This is a genomic window from Marinobacter alkaliphilus, from assembly GCF_055394375.1.
In genome coordinates, this window is record NZ_AP043751.1 from 3310759 (window position 1) to 3327728 (window position 16970).

General features: G+C 58.0%; 15 protein-coding genes. 9 read left to right on the top strand and 6 right to left on the bottom strand.

Features of this window, described 5'->3' with window-relative positions; genetic code table 11:
• Positions 1–63 precede the first annotated feature (63 nt).
• The 3 genes from purB to ACZ5Q2_RS15160 are packed head-to-tail and all read left to right on the top strand — an operon-like array spanning position 64 to position 3566.
• Positions 64–1431: an adenylosuccinate lyase gene (purB, locus tag ACZ5Q2_RS15150; RefSeq protein WP_061330990.1), complete on the top strand. Its 1368-nt coding sequence runs from the start codon at positions 64–66 to the stop codon at positions 1429–1431.
• A gap of 14 nt (positions 1432–1445) precedes the next feature.
• On the top strand, positions 1446–2597 hold the full coding sequence (locus ACZ5Q2_RS15155; protein WP_058089545.1) for a cupin domain-containing protein: 1152 nt from the start codon (positions 1446–1448) through the stop codon (positions 2595–2597).
• A gap of 3 nt (positions 2598–2600) precedes the next feature.
• The gene (locus ACZ5Q2_RS15160) at positions 2601–3566 is read left to right on the top strand and encodes a GNAT family N-acetyltransferase (protein WP_061330989.1); all 966 of its coding nucleotides are present in this window, start codon (positions 2601–2603) and stop codon (positions 3564–3566) included.
• Here the strand turns inward: ACZ5Q2_RS15160 and ACZ5Q2_RS15165 are convergent.
• A complete protein-coding gene (locus ACZ5Q2_RS15165) occupies positions 3555–4565 on the bottom strand; it encodes a LysR family transcriptional regulator (RefSeq protein ID WP_058089869.1) in 1011 nt (336 codons plus the stop codon). The genes ACZ5Q2_RS15160 and ACZ5Q2_RS15165 overlap by 12 nt on opposite strands.
• Positions 4566–4809: 244 nt before the next feature.
• Here ACZ5Q2_RS15165 and ACZ5Q2_RS15170 point away from each other — a divergent pair, with 244 nt between their 5' ends.
• Together ACZ5Q2_RS15170 and ACZ5Q2_RS15175 are read left to right on the top strand one after the other, a co-directional pair.
• On the top strand, positions 4810–5580 hold the full coding sequence (locus tag ACZ5Q2_RS15170) for a hypothetical protein (RefSeq protein ID WP_061330988.1): 771 nt from the start codon (positions 4810–4812) through the stop codon (positions 5578–5580).
• A 110-nt stretch (positions 5581–5690) separates the two neighbouring features.
• Positions 5691–7973, top strand: a complete 2283-nt coding sequence (locus tag ACZ5Q2_RS15175) for a hybrid sensor histidine kinase/response regulator (RefSeq protein WP_082780501.1) — start codon at positions 5691–5693, stop codon at positions 7971–7973.
• Here ACZ5Q2_RS15175 and ACZ5Q2_RS15180 read toward each other — a convergent pair.
• Entirely contained in the window at positions 7927–8391 is a 465-nt protein-coding gene (locus tag ACZ5Q2_RS15180) for a MarR family winged helix-turn-helix transcriptional regulator (RefSeq protein WP_061330986.1), read from the bottom strand. The two genes, ACZ5Q2_RS15175 and ACZ5Q2_RS15180, sit on opposite strands and share 47 nt — an antisense overlap.
• Position 8392: 1 nt before the next feature.
• Complete coding sequence (locus tag ACZ5Q2_RS15185; RefSeq protein ID WP_061330985.1) at positions 8393–8878, bottom strand: glutathione peroxidase; 486 nt, start codon at positions 8876–8878, stop codon at positions 8393–8395.
• 250 nt (positions 8879–9128) lie between these two features.
• On the opposite strand from ACZ5Q2_RS15185, the gene ACZ5Q2_RS15190 reads away from it, so the two are divergent.
• From ACZ5Q2_RS15190 to htpX, 3 genes are all read left to right on the top strand, one after another.
• The gene (locus ACZ5Q2_RS15190) at positions 9129–10343 is read left to right on the top strand and encodes a pyridoxal phosphate-dependent aminotransferase (RefSeq protein WP_061330984.1); all 1215 of its coding nucleotides are present in this window, start codon (positions 9129–9131) and stop codon (positions 10341–10343) included.
• Positions 10344–10354: 11 nt separating this feature from the next.
• Complete coding sequence (locus tag ACZ5Q2_RS15195; protein WP_061330983.1) at positions 10355–10828, top strand: hypothetical protein; 474 nt, start codon at positions 10355–10357, stop codon at positions 10826–10828.
• Between the two features lie 93 nt (positions 10829–10921).
• Complete coding sequence (gene htpX, locus ACZ5Q2_RS15200; RefSeq protein ID WP_061330982.1) at positions 10922–11803, top strand: protease HtpX; 882 nt, start codon at positions 10922–10924, stop codon at positions 11801–11803.
• Between the two features lie 63 nt (positions 11804–11866).
• Here the strand turns inward: htpX and pdxB are convergent, their stop codons facing one another.
• From pdxB to ACZ5Q2_RS15215, 3 genes are read right to left on the bottom strand one after another with little or no spacing between them, the layout of a single operon-like run.
• Positions 11867–13021 (bottom strand): 4-phosphoerythronate dehydrogenase PdxB, encoded by a 1155-nt coding sequence (gene pdxB, locus ACZ5Q2_RS15205; RefSeq protein ID WP_061330981.1) that lies wholly within the window; start codon positions 13019–13021, stop codon positions 11867–11869.
• 43 nt (positions 13022–13064) lie between these two features.
• Positions 13065–14348 carry an ATP-dependent RNA helicase RhlB gene (gene rhlB / locus ACZ5Q2_RS15210; RefSeq protein ID WP_061330980.1) on the bottom strand — a complete coding sequence of 428 codons (1284 nt, stop codon included), beginning with the start codon at positions 14346–14348 and terminating at the stop codon, positions 13065–13067.
• Complete coding sequence (locus tag ACZ5Q2_RS15215; protein WP_374787047.1) at positions 14345–15070, bottom strand: elongation factor P hydroxylase; 726 nt, start codon at positions 15068–15070, stop codon at positions 14345–14347. The genes rhlB and ACZ5Q2_RS15215 overlap by 4 nt, the downstream gene beginning before the upstream one ends.
• Here ACZ5Q2_RS15215 and dsbD point away from each other — a divergent pair.
• Positions 15069–16964, top strand: a complete 1896-nt coding sequence (gene dsbD, locus ACZ5Q2_RS15220; protein ID WP_058089534.1) for a protein-disulfide reductase DsbD — start codon at positions 15069–15071, stop codon at positions 16962–16964. The genes ACZ5Q2_RS15215 and dsbD overlap by 2 nt on opposite strands.
• The last annotated feature ends 6 nt before the right edge of the window (positions 16965–16970 follow it).

Here is a 16970-nt window from a genome sequence, read left to right on the forward strand (position 1 = left end):
GTATCATTAGCGCCTTCATATATTTCCGATCCGATTTTTCTTTGATGAACTGAGAGGTTTTCGATGGAACTCACCGCCCTGACCGCCATTTCCCCGGTCGATGGTCGCTACGGCAGTAAAGTCAGCGTATTTCGCAGCATCTTCAGTGAATACGGCCTGATCCGTAACCGGGTAACTGTCGAAATCCGCTGGTTGCAGAAACTGGCCGCTCACCCGGCCATTACCGAAGTGCCGGCATTCTCCGACGAAGCCAACGCCTTCCTGGACAAAATGGTCAGCGAATTCAGCCTGGCTGACGCCGAGCGCATCAAGGACATCGAACGCACCACCAACCACGATGTCAAAGCGGTCGAGTACCTGATCAAAGAAAAGATCGCCGATGTGCCCGAGCTGCACGCGGTGACCGAATTCGTCCACTTTGCCTGCACTTCCGAAGACATCAACAACCTGTCTCACGGGCTGATGCTGCGCGAAGGCCTGGACCACGGCCTGTTGCCGGCCATGGACAAAGTCGTCGACAAACTGGCCGAACTGGCCAAGGAACATGCCGAACAGCCCATGCTGTCCCGCACCCACGGACAAACCGCGTCTCCCACCACCGTCGGCAAGGAACTGGCCAACGTGGTGTATCGCCTGCGCCGCCAGTTGATGCAAATCCGCGAAGTGGAAATCATGGGCAAGATCAACGGTGCGGTCGGCAACTACAACGCCCATCTGTCCGCCTATCCGGATGTGGACTGGGCAGCCAACGCCGAAGAGTTCATTGAGAGCCTGGGCCTGGACTGGAACCCGTACACCACTCAGATCGAGCCCCACGACTACATCGCCGAACTGTATGACGCCATTGCCCGCTTCAATACCATCCTGATCGATCTGGACCGGGACATCTGGGGTTACATCTCCCTGGGCTACTTCAAACAGAAGACAGTGGCCGGCGAGATTGGCTCCTCCACCATGCCCCACAAGGTAAACCCCATCGACTTCGAGAACTCCGAGGGCAACCTGGGCATCGCCAACGCGCTCTTCAGCCACCTGTCTGCCAAGCTGCCAATCTCCCGCTGGCAGCGTGACCTGACCGACTCCACAGTGCTGCGTAATCTGGGCGTGGGCTTTGCTCACAGCCTGATTGCCTATGAGGCTACCCTGAAGGGCCTGAGCAAACTGGAAATCAACCCGGCCCGCCTCAACGAAGACCTGAACAACGCCTGGGAAGTGCTGGCCGAGCCGATCCAGACCGTGATGCGCCGTTACAACATCGAAAAACCCTACGAAAAGCTCAAAGACTTGACCCGTGGCAAAGCCATGAGCCCGGAAGTCATCAAGAATTTCGTCGAAACACTGGATATTCCGGAGCACGCCAAGGCCGAACTGCGCGCCCTGACACCGGATACCTACATTGGTAATGCCGTCGAACAGGCCGGCAATATTTAACCTGGAGCAACACCATGGACATGCTTGGCGGACTGACAGCTTCTGAATTTCTGCGGGACTACTGGCAGAAGAAGCCGCTGGTTATCCGTCAGGCATTTCCCGGCTTCCGGTGTCCGGTCAGTCCGGACGAACTGGCCGGGCTAGCCTGTGAGGAAGCAGTGGAATCTCGCATCGTGATCGAGAACGATGCCGGTAAACCCTGGCAACTGCACAACGGTCCTTTCAACCCGGACCGCTTCAGTGACTTGCCGGAACAGGACTGGACCTTACTGGTTCAGGGCCTGGACCACTGGGTACCGGAGATTGCCGACCTGCTCGACAACTTCCGCTTCATTCCCAACTGGCGTCTGGATGACATCATGGCCAGCTACGCCCCGAAAGGTGGCAGCGTTGGCCCTCACTACGACATGTATGATGTTTTCCTGCTGCAGGCCCAGGGCCACCGGCGCTGGACGTTCGGCGGCCACTGTGACCATACCTCGCCGAGAGTAGAAGGCACCCCACTGCGCATCCTGAGCAGCTGGGATGGCGAGGAAACCGTCACCCTGGCCCCGGGCGACATGCTGTACCTGCCCCCGGGTATAGGCCACCACGGCGTGGCTGAAGACGACTGTATTACTCTGTCCGTGGGTTTTCGTGCCCCGACCATCGATGACTTGCTCACCAGTTTTACCGATTTTCTCAGTCAGAAAGAAAAAGCCGCCGAGCATCTGGATGACCCGGACCTTCGAGTACAGGACAACCCCGGTACCATCGGCCCGGAGGTCATCAACCGCCTGGACACCATCATCCGTGAACAACTGGGTGATCGCCGCAACCTGGCCCTGTGGTTTGGCCAGTTCGCCACCGCTCCCAAGAGCCTGGAAATTGTGGTGCCGGCGGATGAACCTGCAGAAGCAGAAGATCTGGCTGAAGCCATCCGCGCCGGCGAGCAACTGCGCTGGAACGAGGGTTCCCGCTTCGCCTATCATGAACTGGACAGTGAAACTGCCCTGTTTGTGGATGGCGAACAATACCTTCTGAAAGGCGATGCCCGGCCACTGGCGCCACTACTCTGCGCCAGCGCCAGGATGAATATGGCCGCGCTGGCAGAGTTTGCCGGCGACGAGGCCTTGCTTGGCCTGCTAACCAATCTGTACAACCAGGGCTCGGTGTATTTCGAGTAAGCCATGAACCTGAGATTCCGAAAATACAGCTGGCAACTGGCGCCATCATCCATCAGGGACATCCGCCAACGGGTGTTCGTTGAGGAACAGCAGGTGCCACCGGAGCTGGAGTGGGACGACACCGACGAGATTGCTGACCATTACCTGGCGGTGGATGACAGCAACACACCGGTGGCTACCGCTCGCCTTTTCTCCACAATGGAGGAAACCGGTTACATCGGTCGTATGGCGGTGTTACCGGAGTATCGTGGCCTGGGGGCTGGTGATGCCCTGCTCAGACACCTGCTGGCCGAATCCGCTGGTCGCTTCCAGGAACTGAAACTCTCCGCCCAGCAGCACGCCACCGGGTTCTACCAACGCTTCGGCTTTCACATCTGCTCGGATATCTATGATGACGCTGGCATTCCCCATCTGGATATGCGCTGCCTGGCTCCCACACTGGCCAGTCATCCAGGTGATCAACGCGCGAAGCCACTGATTCTTGGCGAGGATTCCGAAAGCTGGCTGTTCGGCGATGAAAGCACCATGCTGGAATTGATGGACTCATTGGTCGCCCAAGCCGGCCAACGCATATGGCTGTATGACGACGTGCTTGATCACGGCCTCTACGACCGCTACCCGTTACGGGAACTGATCTCTGCGGTGGCTCGCCGGCACCGGCTTAGCGAAGTGCGCATCCTGATTCACGATGACAAGCCGTTGGTTAAACGCCGGCACCAACTGGTAGAGCTGATGCGCCGGCTCACCAGCCGGATTGAGCTGCGGTTGGTCAACACCGATTATCCGATGGAAAACCAGCCGTTCCTGCTGGCAGACCGTGAGGGTGTACTGTACCGCCACGATTTCAATAAGCCGGAAGGCTTCGCCAATTTTGCCAACCCGGGCCGGGTCAAGCTCATGGAGGAAGCCTTCCAGCGCATGTGGGATGCTGGCCGGGGCTCGCTGGAACTTCGGGAACTACCGCTCTGAATGCAGCCCCGGGGTAGCTTGTGGCGACTCAAATCTGGCACCGAAGGGTGCAAACTCCTCGTCCACTTCTTCCGCCACCTCGGCAATCAGCTTACGCAACCATTGATGATCGCTGTTGTGCTGCAGTAATGGACTCCAGGCCATTTTCAGCTCGAACGGCGGAATCTCGAACGGTGGCACCTTCACCACCAGGTTCGGGTTGTCTTTCTGCAACCAGGCCGCGCGAGATGGCAGAGTGGCAATCAGGTCATGCTGCTCCGCCAGCAACATGGCCACCTGATAATGCCGGGTGAAAACCGAGATCTGCCGCTTGCGGCCCATTCGCCCCAAGGCTTCGTCTACCCACCCCAGCCGCTGGACATCCTTGGGGTTCACCCCCACGCCCACACCAAAACCGGTTTTACTGACCCAGATATGGCTGGCATCCAGGTAGGTATCCAGGGTAAACGGCTCTTTAAGAATGGGATTACGGGCATTCATCAGGCAGGCAAAATACTCGATCCACAAGGTTTTCTGGTGGAACGATTGAGGAATCTTGTCGAAACGGTTGATGGCCATATCCAGCCGGCCCTGCTCCACATCCAGAAAGCTCACGTCGCTGGGGGTCAGCACGTCCAGGGTAACGTGGGGCGCCTCCTGGCGAATCCGCCGCAACACCCTGGGCATCAGACAGGATTCCGCGTAGTCACTGGCCATGATACGGAATACCCGCTGGCTCTCCTGGGCAGCAAAGGGGGTTTTCTCCTGCACCGCCTGTTCAATGTCCGACAGAATGCCACGGACCAACGGCTGCAGTTCCCGGGCCCGCTCCGTGGCTGTCATGCCTTCACTGGTACGCACCAGCAACGGGTCGCCAAACAGATCCCGTAACCGGCGCAAACCGTTGCTCATAGCAGGCTGGGTGATGCCCAGATGATTGGCGGCCTTGGTGACATTGCGTTCACGCAGCAGCACGTCAAGGTATACAAGCAGATTGAGATCTACCCGGGAAATGTCCATGCAAAAAATCCTGGAAAGCAGAGTGGCGGCACCGGTCTGGCCCGCCCACACATTCACCAGACCAATATACAGGAAACCCACAATTCATTAAATGAATGAAGTATTTCCTGTACTTACAACCGGAAACGGACGATTGCCCAGATTTCTGCTAGGCTTTCAGGGCGTTACCCAATAATATCTGACAATTAGAGGCGCGCCCGCAAAGGCGGTCCGTTCACTGTAATCCGGAGCCATTACCGACACCATGGATACCACCACCATTGTGCTGCTGCTCGCGGCGATCGTCACCGTCTCACTGGTCATTATCGTTATCAGTCAGATGCGTGAAAAGGCGCGGATTGAGCGGGTTCGCAAGATGACCGCCCGGGAAGACGAATACAATCGCGCCTACCGCCTGTTCTCGGAGATTCCGGCCCAGTACCTGTCTCCCGACCTCAAGCTGCTGCTGCTCAAGCGCATGGAGGAATCCTGTCACGATCTGGTCGCGCTTAAGTCCGAGCAACCGGTCAGCGAATGGCTCGACACCATCAAACAGACCAGGAAACAGGTACTGGAGAACAATGATAACCGGGCATCGGTCAGAATCGACTCCCCCGAGAAAGCAACCTACGTCAAAGAACTGCTTCAAAGCCTGTTCAAAATGATTGAGGCCATGCACAAAGCCGGCCGGCTCGACACCGCCAGCGCCAAAAAGCACCTGAAGCATGTGCTGTTTCTGGTGCACAAGACCCACGCCGACCTGCACGTTTTCCAGGCCCGGGACCATATCCGGCAGAACCAGATCCGCAAGGCCATACACGCCTACCACCTGGCCAGCACGGAAATGGGTAAATCCAAAGATAATCCGCTGGCCATGAAAGCCGTCAAGAGCTTCAGAACGCGCATCAAAGAGCTTGAAGCCAGTATGGCCGACGGCACCACACAAACCGAAAGCCACTCAAAGCTAGACCGGGAATGGGATAACTTCTTGCAGGACGATGGCACCTGGAAGAAAAAGGCTGACTACGACGACTGAGGAACACGCTTTACCCAATTGACCAGCCACAGGGACGACCATTCACCGTGTTAAAGAGCTTCCGGCACAGACTTTCCTACCGCCTTACCCGCGACACCGTACTGGTGGCCATGGCTCTTGGCCTGATTCTGAACCTGATTCAGATCACCCTCGACTATTTCTCGGCGAAAGACGCCATGGAACAGGACATACGGGCACTGATCGAGATCAGTAACAGTCCGGCGTCCCAGATTGCCTACAATATCGACGTGAGGCTGGCCGAGGAACTGCTGGATGGCCTGTTACGCCACCCGGCGACCATAGATGCGCGGATTGTGGACAGTGATGGCCAGACCATGTCGGCCGCCAGCCAAAGTAGCCCGATCTCCCGATACCGCTGGATCAGCGACCTGCTGTTCGGTTCCAGCAGTGTCTTCAGCACAGAACTCCAGGTACCCCAGTTACAGGACCTGCCATTGGGCCATCTGGTTGTCACCATCGATACCTGGCACTACGGCTGGCAGTTCCTCCAGCGGGCAGTCAACACATTCGTCATTGGACTGTTCAAGAGCCTGGTGCTGTCGGTTGCGCTGCTTGGCATTTTCTATTTCGTGCTGACCCGCCCCATGCTCAACGTGATTGAAGCATTGAGCCGGGTCAGGGCCAGCACCCCGGAAAAGGTCCGGCTGCCGGTGCCTGCCAACCATCGTTTTGACGAAATCGGCACCATGGTTGGCATCATCAACCAGCACCTTGAACACATGGAAGGCAGCGTGGCCCAGTTGAGGGCAGCCGAAAGCGCCATGAAAAATTACTCCAGCCAGCTGGAGCAGGAAGTTGAAGATCGAACACGGGAGATTTCGGAAAAGAATCAGGCCTTGCAACGGGGTAATCGGGCATTGGTTCGTGCCAAGGAAGACGCGGTGCGACGGGCCCGGGCACGAGCCAACTTCCTGGCCAGCATGAGCCATGAGATCCGCACCCCCCTGAACGGGGTGCTGGGAATGCTCGGGCTGGCGCTGGAAAGTGAACAGGACGCTGGCCAGAGAAACCGCCTGGAGATTGCCCTGAACGCCGGTGAGAGCCTGCTGGGCCTGCTCAACGACATTCTTGACATCTCCAAGGTCGAAGCCGGAAAACTCAATCTCGAGAACATTCCGTTCAGCGTTCGCGACCTGGTGGAGGAATGCTCAACTCTTCACGCCCAACAAGCTCGACGCAAACACATCAACCTGGTCAATGAAACCGACCCGATGCTACCCGAGCAGTTTCTGGGCGACCCGACGCGCACTCGCCAGATCCTCAATAATCTTCTCAGTAACGCGGTCAAGTTTACCGACGATGGCCATGTCAGGGTGCGCACCACCTATTCCGGTGGAAGCCTTCGCATGGAGGTTATCGATAGCGGCATAGGCATGTCCAAGGAAGGCTTGCACCGGATCTTCTCACCGTTTTCGCAGGCCGACACCGACACCACCCGGCTGTATGGCGGCACCGGTCTTGGCCTGACACTGTGCCGCCAACTGGTGGAACGTATGCACGGGCAGATACTGGTGGATTCCAGCGAGGGCGCCGGTACTCATTTCACCGTCACCCTGCCCCTGCCGGTGCATGAACCCGCACACCCGACTCTGCCAGAAGCCGCTGCAACCCGGCTGTGCGAAACAGGTGTCGCCATGGCCATACCACAGGATCACCCGCACCGGCTGGCAATTGAATCACAACTGCGGGCCTGGGCTATCCCGGTCAGAAGCGCCAGCCGTCATCCCAAGGGCATCTTGCTGGTGGCCGCAGAGCCTGGCGACGAAGAGTGCAAGGCCTTTGCCGATGACTGGCAGGGAATGGGCGTTATCATGGCAGACAGCACTGGCTCAATCAGTTCCGGCCGTCCCGGTCAGTTTATCCTGCCGCTGCCGCTCAGACGCACCGAACTCTACCACTGCCTCTGCGCCGCCGCAGGATTGCCGGACAGCGGCAGTTCACAACCGCTGGATCAATCAACCAGGGCCGCGAGAACCGAGAACCAACTCACCCTGCTGCTGGTCGAGGATAACCAGGTCAATCAGCTGGTCGCCAGCAGCCTGCTGAAGAAGCTGGGCCATCGGGTAGACCATGCAGAGAACGGCCAGAGGGCATTGGAGGCGTTGCAAAAGCGCCGTTACGACCTGGTTCTTATGGATTGCCAGATGCCCGTTATGGATGGTTACGAGGCAACCCGGGCCATCAGGCGCAACCCGGAATGGCAAAACTTGCCGATTATTGCGGTGACCGCCAATGTTATGCAGGGTGATCGGGAGGATTGCCTGGAAGCCGGAATGAATGATTACATCACCAAACCCTACAAGCGTGAGGAGCTCAGGGCCATTATCAATCGCTGGGCCCCGAACGCTCCAGAACCTCAAGCAGACTTCTGAGCTCCTGCCGAAGGGCGACCAACCGTTCCGGCGCCACATCCAGGCCGCACATCAATTGCCCTGGCACCCCGCGAGCCTGTTCCCGTAACCGCCAGCCGTCGCCTGTCAGGCTAAGGCGAACAACCCGCTCGTCACTTGCCTGCCGGCGCCGGATGAGCAGACCGCGCTCCTCCAGCCGCTTCAAAAGCGGCGTGAGAGTGCCGCTGTCCAGGCGCAACCGGGCGCCTATATCCGATACCCGGGCGGCCTCGCCAACCGGGCCATGCTCCCAGAGAGCCAGCATCACCAGATACTGCGGATAGGTCAGTCCCAGTTCCGCCAGCACGGGACGATACCGCGCTGTGACGGCCCGATTGAGGGCATAGAGGGCAAAGCAGATCTGGTTATCGAGCGCCAGCATCTGATCATCACCGTTCATGTCAGAGCAGCTTCTCGATATCAGCACGAATGTCAGCGGGTTTCGCTGTGGGTGCGTAACGGCGGATAACCTGTCCGTCGCGGTTGACCAGAAACTTGGTAAAGTTCCACTTCACCTTCTCCGACCCCATCAGGCCCCTGGCTTCCCTCTTCAAAAACTGGAACAGCGGATGTGCGCCATCCCCGTTCACGTCAACCTTGGCAAACATCGGAAAGCTGACACCATAGTTCAGGGAGCAGAACTGACTGATGGCATCCTCGTTTGCCGGATCCTGATTCATGAACTGGTTACAGGGAAAGCCCAATACCTCGAATCCGCGGTCACCGAGTTCCTCATGCAGCGCTTGCAAGCCCTCAAATTGAGGTGTGAAGCCACACTTTGACGCGGTGTTTACAATCAGCAAGACCTTTCCCTTGTAATCCGCCATGGAGGCTTCATTGCCCTTAATGTCACGAACACTGAAATCGTAAATGGATACGCCAGACATACGTTTACTCCTGTCGAGGATTTTCGTGAAATTACATTGTGCACAATATAATTTGGCAAAGCCACACTCTGAAAAGGCTTAACGGGCCAGTAATCCAGAGTTCACTTTCAAAAACCGCCGCAAACTATCCGTATTTGGCCACAATTCAACACATTTGCCCCTGTTGCCCCGGGGCTCCCCTCCGCTAGAATAGGATGCTTCCGTTTACCGGAACCTCTTTCAGACTGTTTGTTAAGGACGCCAGCGACCCATGCAGAACTATTTCAAATCCGCCAAGCTCGACAATGTGTGCTATGAAATTCGTGGCGTGGTTCTGCGTGAGGCGCGTCGCCTTGAAGAAGAGGGCCATCGGGTTCTCAAGCTGAACATTGGCAACCCGGCGGCGTTCGAGCTGGATGTACCGGAAGAGATCCAGCAAGACGTTATCTACAACATGCACCAGGCCCAGGGATACGTGGAGTCCAAGGGTCTGTTCTCTGCCCGAAAAGCCGTGATGCATTACTGCCAGCAACGGGGTATCGCCAAGGTCGACATCGACGACATTTTCCTGGGCAACGGCGTCAGTGAGCTGATCGTCATGTCCATGCAGGCACTGCTGAATACGGGCGATGAAGTGCTGATTCCAGCGCCGGATTACCCGCTCTGGACCGCCGCCGTGACCCTCTCCAGCGGCAAGCCGGTGCACTACCGGTGCGATGAGCAACAGGGCTGGTTCCCGGACATCGATGACATCAAGAAAAAGATCACCCGCCGTACCCGGGCCATTGTGCTGATCAACCCCAACAACCCCACCGGTGCGGTGTATTCGGAAGAGTTGTTGCAGCAGGTCATCGAACTGGCCAGGCAGCACAACCTGATCATCCTGTCAGACGAGATCTACGACAAGATCCTGTATGACGGCACCCAGCACACCTCCGTTGCCTCCCTGGCCGACGACGTGCTGTTCTTCACCTACAACGGGCTGTCGAAGAACTACCGGGCCGCCGGCTACCGCTCTGGCTGGATGATTATCAGTGGTGCCAAACATCGCGCCCGAGACCTGATCGAAGGCATCGAGATGCTTTCCAACATGCGCCTGTGTGCCAACGTTCCGGCACAGCTGGCCATCCAGACGTCTCTGGGTGGCTATCAGTCCATCAACGACCTGGTGGCACCCGGCGGCCGGCTTTATGAACAGAGGGAAACCGCCTGGCGCATGCTCAACGACATTCCCGGCGTCAGCTGTGTCAAACCCCAGGGTGCCCTGTACCTGTTCCCGAGACTGGACCCGAAGCACTTCCCGGTGGTCAACGATGAAAAGCTGGTGCTCGACTTGCTGCTGCAGGAGAAAATCCTGCTGGTTCAGGGCTCCGCCTTCAACATTGATGACAAACAGCATCTGCGCGTCGTTTTCCTGCCCCGGGAAGATACCCTGGCAGACGCCATGGGCCGCCTGGGCAATTTCCTGGAGCATTACCGCCAGTAACCGGAGCTGATATGGCCGACATACATGTCGAGGAGTTCTACAAGGACGTCGCTATTGCGCTGATCCAGCTTTATGCTGCGTTCCCGAGAAGGATCAACCTGTTCGTGGAAGACATCGCCGGGCCAGACGAGCCGGATGAATTCGGGCTGCACAGTAAACGGCACATGGCCTGCTTTGGAGCGCTCCTGTGGCTTTCAGAGGAAGGCCTGTTGCGCTACGTCGACACCATTCGGCAGGAAGCCCTGGACCAGGCCGTTCTGACCCGCGAGGCGTTTGTGCGCCTCAGTGCCCCGGCGCCCCAGGCGTTGATACGGGAGCTTAATGCCTCCAGCACTGAAGCGGAACTGCCTCCCTCCGTACAAAAGGATCTATCAACCTATATCCACCTGCTGAGATCGGCCCTCAAGAGTGGCAGTTCCAGCCGAATCAGCCTGGCCGTTCAGTCGTCCTTCTTCATTGATACCGGCGCGGGGAGCGTGCATTAAATCCAGGTAAGGCTCTTGAAGGAGTGAACCCGGACCACATATATCGGTCAGACAGGCAACCAGTTTCAGGGATCGTTAACACGGGAATAGACTATGCGGATTTTGTTGTTTCTGGCCACCAACCTGGCGGTCATCCTGGTCGCAAGTTTTACCTTGCGCCTGCTGGGCGTTGACAGCTACCTGGCCCAACAGGGCATCAATTACGGCTCGCTCCTGGCGTTTGCTGCCGTATTCGGCTTTGCGGGTGCCATCGTCTCACTGCTGATCTCCAAACCCATGGCCAAGTGGAGTACCAAGGCCCGGGTTATCGACTCGCCCAGAACCCCGGCCGAGCGCTGGCTGGTGGACACCGTGGCAGAGCTGTCAAAGAAAGCGGGCATTGGCATGCCCGAGGTGGCTGTTTTCCCCGCCTCCCAGTCCAATGCTTTTGCCACCGGCTGGAACAAGAATGACTCGCTGGTAGCCGTCAGCGAAGGGCTGCTGCACCGCTTCAACAAGGATGAAATCCGGGCCGTACTGGGCCATGAAATTGGTCATGTGGCCAATGGTGATATGGTCACGCTTGCGCTGATTCAGGGTGTGGTGAACACCTTTGTGATTTTCGCGTCCCGGGTCATCGGCTCCTTCGTTGACCGGGTGGTGTTCAAGAACGAGAATGGCCATGGCATTGGCTTTTTCGTGGTCAGCATCGCGGCCGAGATTGTCCTTGGCATACTGGCCAGCACCATTGTGTTCTGGTTCTCCCGCCGCCGGGAGTTCCGGGCCGATATTGCAGGGGCTCAGCTTGCCGGTACCGGAGCGATGATCAGCGCTCTGGCTCGCCTGAAGCAGGAAAGTGAAGTGCCGGATCAAATGCCCGATACCCTCCAGGCCTTCGGCATTAATCGCGGCGCCCGGGCCGGCCTCGCAGCCTTGTTCATGACCCACCCACCACTGGAAGATCGCATCGCAGCTCTGCAGAACGCCAGGGTTTGACAGAAAACAAAAGGGGGGGCGCTATCGGCGCCCCCCTTTGCCTGTGCAATCAGGTAATGTTGATCAGATCTTGAGTTTGCAGCCCAGCGCACGGAAACCATCCTGGAGCGATTTACTGGTCCCTTTGAGCTGAATCTTCAGGCTGGAGCACTCCCGGCGCACCGGATAGTCCCGGCGCAGGCGGTCAAACGCCACAGCCCGTTGCTCCGGATTTCCCCGCATGGCCAGTCTCAGCCTGGCGTCATCCCGCCTTGGGTCATAACAGACCCGCAGTGCCGTACGAATGGCCTCATCTTCCTCGGCGGAACTGGTAAACGAGACTTTGCTGACCGCTGGTTCAGGTAAAAACTGGCCTGCTTTCTTGCGTATGGGCAGGCCCAGGAACTGACACAGCGCCCGATAAACCATTTCCGTGCCCTGCATCTTGCCTTCCAGGCTGTACCCGGCAATATGGGGCGTCGCGAGCCATACCTTGTCCACAAGATCGGGACGTATCCCAGGCTCATGCTCCCAGACATCCAGGGCCACCAGCGGTGCATCAGCCTGTTCCAGTCTGCGCATCAAGGCCTCGGAATCAACAACTTCTCCCCTACCACCGTTGATCAGCAGTTGATCGGCGCCGATCAACGCCAGCTCCGGGTCAGACACCATGTGCCAGGTGGCGTGGGGCTGATGGCGGGTTAATGGCGTATGCAGGGTAACCACGTCACACTCCAGCGCCTCAGCCAGACTGACAAAGGGCAGCTCAGCACCGGGTTCCCGTTCCTGCCTCGGCGGGTCACACAGGCGCACCTCAAAACCAAGGCGCTCCAGGCATTGAGCCAGCTGACCACCGACATTACCAACGCCAACGATACCAACCGTCAGGGATGTCCAATCGTCCAGCCCCCGTCGCTCAGCAAACAGCGATACCACCGACAACACGTATTCGGCCACACTGGTGGCGTTGCATCCGGGGGCGGCGGCAAAGCCGATACCCCTCGCCTGCAACCACTCCAGGTCAATATGGTCTGTGCCAATGGTCGCAGTACCCACAAAACGAACCCGGCTGCCTTCAAGCAACTCCCGGTTAACACGGGTCACCGAACGAACCAGCAGGATATCCGCATCCTGCACCTGCTCACGACTCAGTGTTCGCCCTGTAACCCGGCGTATTTCTCCAATATCACCGAAGAACGCGTCCAGTAAAGGAATGTTCTCGTCCGCAACGATCAGCATAACCTGGTCTCCATCACCCTAAATCGCCCTGTACCAACGCGACTCAGTTGCGCCGGGGCCGCGAACCGCCACGCCCTGCCGGCCCGCGGCCGCTCTGGGGGCGGCGACCACCGCGCTTGCGCGTGATCGGCGGGTTATCCATGGTGGCCATCAAGTCTTCGTCTGGCACCGCGGTTTTCAGCTTCTGGCTGATGTACTTCTCGATCTCCGGTAAGGCAAAAGAGTCGTCTTCCCCGGCAAAGCTGACGGAAACACCGGTCTTGCCTGCGCGCCCGGTACGACCAATCCGGTGTACGTAATCCTCGGCGTTCTCAGGCAGGTTGTAGTTGAACACGTGGGTAACGCCATTCACGTGAATGCCCCGGCCTGCCACATCGGTAGCCACCAGCACCTGGATCTGCCCCTTTTTGAACTGGTCCAGGGTTTTCAACCGTTTGTTCTGGGCGATCTCACCAGACATCAGGGACACCTTCACGCCCTGATTCTTCAGATCCTCCTCAAGATCCCGGCACTGGTCACGACGATTGGCAAACACAATGGCCTTCTCAACTTCCGGACGTTTGAGGTAGTTCACCAGCACCGGCAGTTTGTCGTCGTCAGACACCAGATACACGGTCTGCTCTACCCGTTCGGCGGTTTTCTGCTCCGGCTCGATCTCAACAAACTCTGCGTTTTGGGTCCACATGGACGCCAGGTTCAGAACGTCCTGGTTGAAGGTGGCGCTGAACAGCAGGGTTTGGCGATCTTCTTTGCTGGTGCACTTGCGGATAATTCGTTTGACGTCAGGGATGAAGCCCATATCCAGCATGCGGTCTGCTTCATCCAGGATCAGGATGTCGATCTGGTCCAGAAACACGTCCTGGGAGCCCAAAAAGTCGATCAACCGGCCCGGGGTTGCCACCAGAATGTCGACAATCTCGTTCTGCAACTGCTCGCGTTGCTTGTCGTAGTTCATACCGCCCACCACGGTAACCACATTGTGGCCGGTGTACTGGCACAGCTGCTCTGCGTCCTTGGCAATCTGCATCGCCAATTCACGGGTTGGAGCCAGGGCAAGCACTCTGGGCTCAGAGGCAAACCGGTCTTTTTCATCCACCGGTGTTTCCAGCAGAGTCTGTATCGCCGTAATCAGGAAGGCTGCCGTTTTACCGGTACCGGTCTGGGCCTGGCCGATCAGGTCTTCGCAAGCCAGGGTCCAGGGCAGGGTTTCGGCCTGAATGGGCGTGCAGTATTCAAATCCGATTTTACTGATGGCATCCAGCAGACGCTTGTCCAGGTTAAGATCGCTGAAGCGTAAATCGCCGGTAGGTTTTAGGTCAGCTGTCATAGAGGTTCTGTTATCCTTGATTGGTCGTGTTCGGTTGCCATGGGCGCCAAACGGCGCCTGTCCTGGTTCCAGTGATGCTGGACCCTGTCGGCAGTCCCGTAGAAAGACTTGAGTGTATCGAAAAATTGCTGAGCCCTTGATGGCAGGCCATGAGCCAGATATTGGGAGGCCTGCAGGCGCACATTCTGGCGGAAGCCTTGCTCATTGGCCGCGCCGCTGCCGGCAAGGTTATCAACGCTGATATGAAAGCGAGAGCCGGCCGCCAGGGAAAACAGCCATTCAACGGCCTGAGGCTTGACCTCCACCTGCTCAAACGCCTGCTGTTGTTCCAGGCTGCGACCATCCGGACAATACCAATATCCGTAATCGTGCAATGTGCGCCGATGCTCACCGGCTATACACCAATGGGCAATCTCGTGGAGGGCACTGGCAAAAAAACCGTGGGCAAACACTACCCGGGCAAGTCCGTCTGGCTCGCTGGCAGGCAGGTACTCCGGTTCGTCACTGCCCCTGACCAGAATGGTCCGGAAGGATTCCCGGAACAGGTCGTTGAACAGCATGATAAGATCGTCTGGATTGTGATTCATCGGTTGGCTATTGTGCGACTTTAATACAAGCAATACCAGAGGGAACTTTGCCATGGCAATGATGTCACTGGCAGCAAGGCGACGAGCCGCAATACCGCCCCCCATTGGAAACACCCAGGATAACGAAGAATTCATGACAGCTATTCCAGACTCCCATCAACGATTGCGCCGCCCGGTCTCCCAGCTCGGGGCCTTGCTGGCACTGCTGTTTACCCTGCTTCCGGCCTCCGCCCTGGCCTTTGGCAACTCAGGAAGCTCCCTGTTTGGTGGCGGCAACAACGGCTTCCTGCCCGTAGACGAGGCGCTGCCCTTCAACCACAGCACGGAAGGCGACAGCGTTGTCCTGTCCTGGAATATTGCCCCGGAACACTATCTCTACAAAAGCCGTATACAGATTACTCCGGTCACTGAAGGCGTCAGCATTGGCGAGCCCGAGTTCTCCCTGCCCGGCACCCTGACCGAAGACGAATACTTCGGCGAGATGATGGTGTTCTTCGATCCGGTCGAGGCCCGGGTGCCGGTCATCCTTCCCGAGGGTATACAGGAAGCGGAACTGCAAGTGACCTACCAGGGCTGCGCAAAGGCGGGTCTGTGTTATCCGCCGCAGACGCGGGACGTTCTGTACTATCCGGGTAAAGGTGATAGCCAGGGCAGTCGTTCCTCACCCGCTTCAGGCAGCGTCTCCAGCAGCGGAGCATTCAACACGACAGATAACACTTCTTCGGCAACCGGCCTGGCCGGATTCCTGTCCAGCCAGTCGATCTGGATGATCGCTGGGGTATTCTTCCTGCTGGGGCTGGGGCTGACCTTCACCCCGTGCGTGTTGCCCATGGTGCCGATTATTTCCACTATGGTCTCAGGCCACAACACCCGCACGACAGGCCATGCTCTCCTTCTTTCCGGCAGCTACGTGCTGGGCATGGCGCTTACCTACGCCGCCGCTGGGGTGATTACCGGCCTGCTGGGCGCCAGTTTCAACCTGCAGGCACAGCTCCAGTCGCCCCTCGTACTCGGTGTTTTTGCGGCACTGTTTGTGGTGTTTGCCCTGGCGATGTTTGACCTGTTTGAGATTCAGCTACCCAGGTTTATCCGCGAGCCGCTGAACGATGCCAGCCAGAAGCTGACCGGCACCCGGGTGATCAGTATCTTCGGCATTGGTTCATTGTCGGCACTGATTGTCTCGCCCTGTGTCTCTGCGCCTCTGGCCGGTAGCCTGCTTTACATTTCAACCACACAGGACGCCGTCATAGGCGGCGTTGCCCTGCTTGCACTTGGGCTTGGCATGGGTGTGCCACTGATTCTTGTGGCCGTCGGCGGACGCAAGCTGCTGCCTACCTCAGGCCACTGGATGACGACCGTCAAACATTTTTACGGCGTGATGCTGCTTGCCGTTGCCATCTGGCTTATCGAGCGGATGGTACCAGCCTGGGCAGGCCTGACCATGTGGGGGCTACTGGTGGCCATCACAGGCGTTCAGTTGGGGGCTTTTGATGCGGCCAGGGCTGGCTGGGAACGCACACGCAAGGGCCTGGGCCTGGTAATGTTCGCCTATGGCCTGGCGCTCCTGGCAGGGGCGTTCAGCGGCGCCAATGATCCGCTGCGGCCGCTGGCACCGTTTACCGCATCTGCCGGCCAGGTTCAGGGCGGCGGCGCCAGCCATGCAGACTTCCAGCGGGTCGAAGATCCGCAACAGATTCGCGCAATGCTGGCCGATGCCCGCGCCAACCAGCAACCTGTTGTGCTCGACTTCTACGCGGATTGGTGCGTGTCGTGCAAAATCATGGAGCGGAACGTGTTCAGCGACCAGGACGTGATCCAGGCGTTAGCACCCTACACCCTGTTGCAAATCGACATGACCGACAACACCCGTGACCAACAGGCCCTGCTGAATGAACTCGGGCTATTTGGTCCGCCGGCCATTCTGTTCTATCGAACCAACGGCGAAGAGCTACAGGAAGCACGGGTGCTCGGGGAAATGAACCGTAGGCAGTTCCTTGACCATCTTGGCAAGGTGGCCCGGGAGAGCTGAGCGGTG

Bases quoted from the DNA above. Each gene is read 5' to 3' on its own strand.
- purB (WP_061330990.1), top strand. From the start codon at position 64: ATGGAACTCACCGCCCTGACCGCCATTTCCCCGGTCGATGGTCGCTAC.
- ACZ5Q2_RS15155 (WP_058089545.1), top strand. From the start codon at position 1,446: ATGGACATGCTTGGCGGACTGACAGCTTCTGAATTTCTGCGGGACTAC.
- ACZ5Q2_RS15160 (WP_061330989.1), top strand. From the start codon at position 2,601: ATGAACCTGAGATTCCGAAAATACAGCTGGCAACTGGCGCCATCATCC.
- ACZ5Q2_RS15165 (WP_058089869.1), bottom strand. From the start codon at position 4,565: ATGGACATTTCCCGGGTAGATCTCAATCTGCTTGTATACCTTGACGTG.
- ACZ5Q2_RS15170 (WP_061330988.1), top strand. From the start codon at position 4,810: ATGGATACCACCACCATTGTGCTGCTGCTCGCGGCGATCGTCACCGTC.
- ACZ5Q2_RS15175 (WP_082780501.1), top strand. From the start codon at position 5,691: ATGGCTCTTGGCCTGATTCTGAACCTGATTCAGATCACCCTCGACTAT.
- ACZ5Q2_RS15180 (WP_061330986.1), bottom strand. From the start codon at position 8,391: ATGAACGGTGATGATCAGATGCTGGCGCTCGATAACCAGATCTGCTTT.
- ACZ5Q2_RS15185 (WP_061330985.1), bottom strand. From the start codon at position 8,878: ATGTCTGGCGTATCCATTTACGATTTCAGTGTTCGTGACATTAAGGGC.
- ACZ5Q2_RS15190 (WP_061330984.1), top strand. From the start codon at position 9,129: ATGCAGAACTATTTCAAATCCGCCAAGCTCGACAATGTGTGCTATGAA.
- ACZ5Q2_RS15195 (WP_061330983.1), top strand. From the start codon at position 10,355: ATGGCCGACATACATGTCGAGGAGTTCTACAAGGACGTCGCTATTGCG.
- htpX (WP_061330982.1), top strand. From the start codon at position 10,922: ATGCGGATTTTGTTGTTTCTGGCCACCAACCTGGCGGTCATCCTGGTC.
- pdxB (WP_061330981.1), bottom strand. From the start codon at position 13,021: ATGCTGATCGTTGCGGACGAGAACATTCCTTTACTGGACGCGTTCTTC.
- rhlB (WP_061330980.1), bottom strand. From the start codon at position 14,348: ATGACAGCTGACCTAAAACCTACCGGCGATTTACGCTTCAGCGATCTT.
- dsbD (WP_058089534.1), top strand. From the start codon at position 15,069: ATGACAGCTATTCCAGACTCCCATCAACGATTGCGCCGCCCGGTCTCC.
- ACZ5Q2_RS15215 (WP_374787047.1), bottom strand. From the start codon at position 15,070: ATGAATTCTTCGTTATCCTGGGTGTTTCCAATGGGGGGCGGTATTGCG.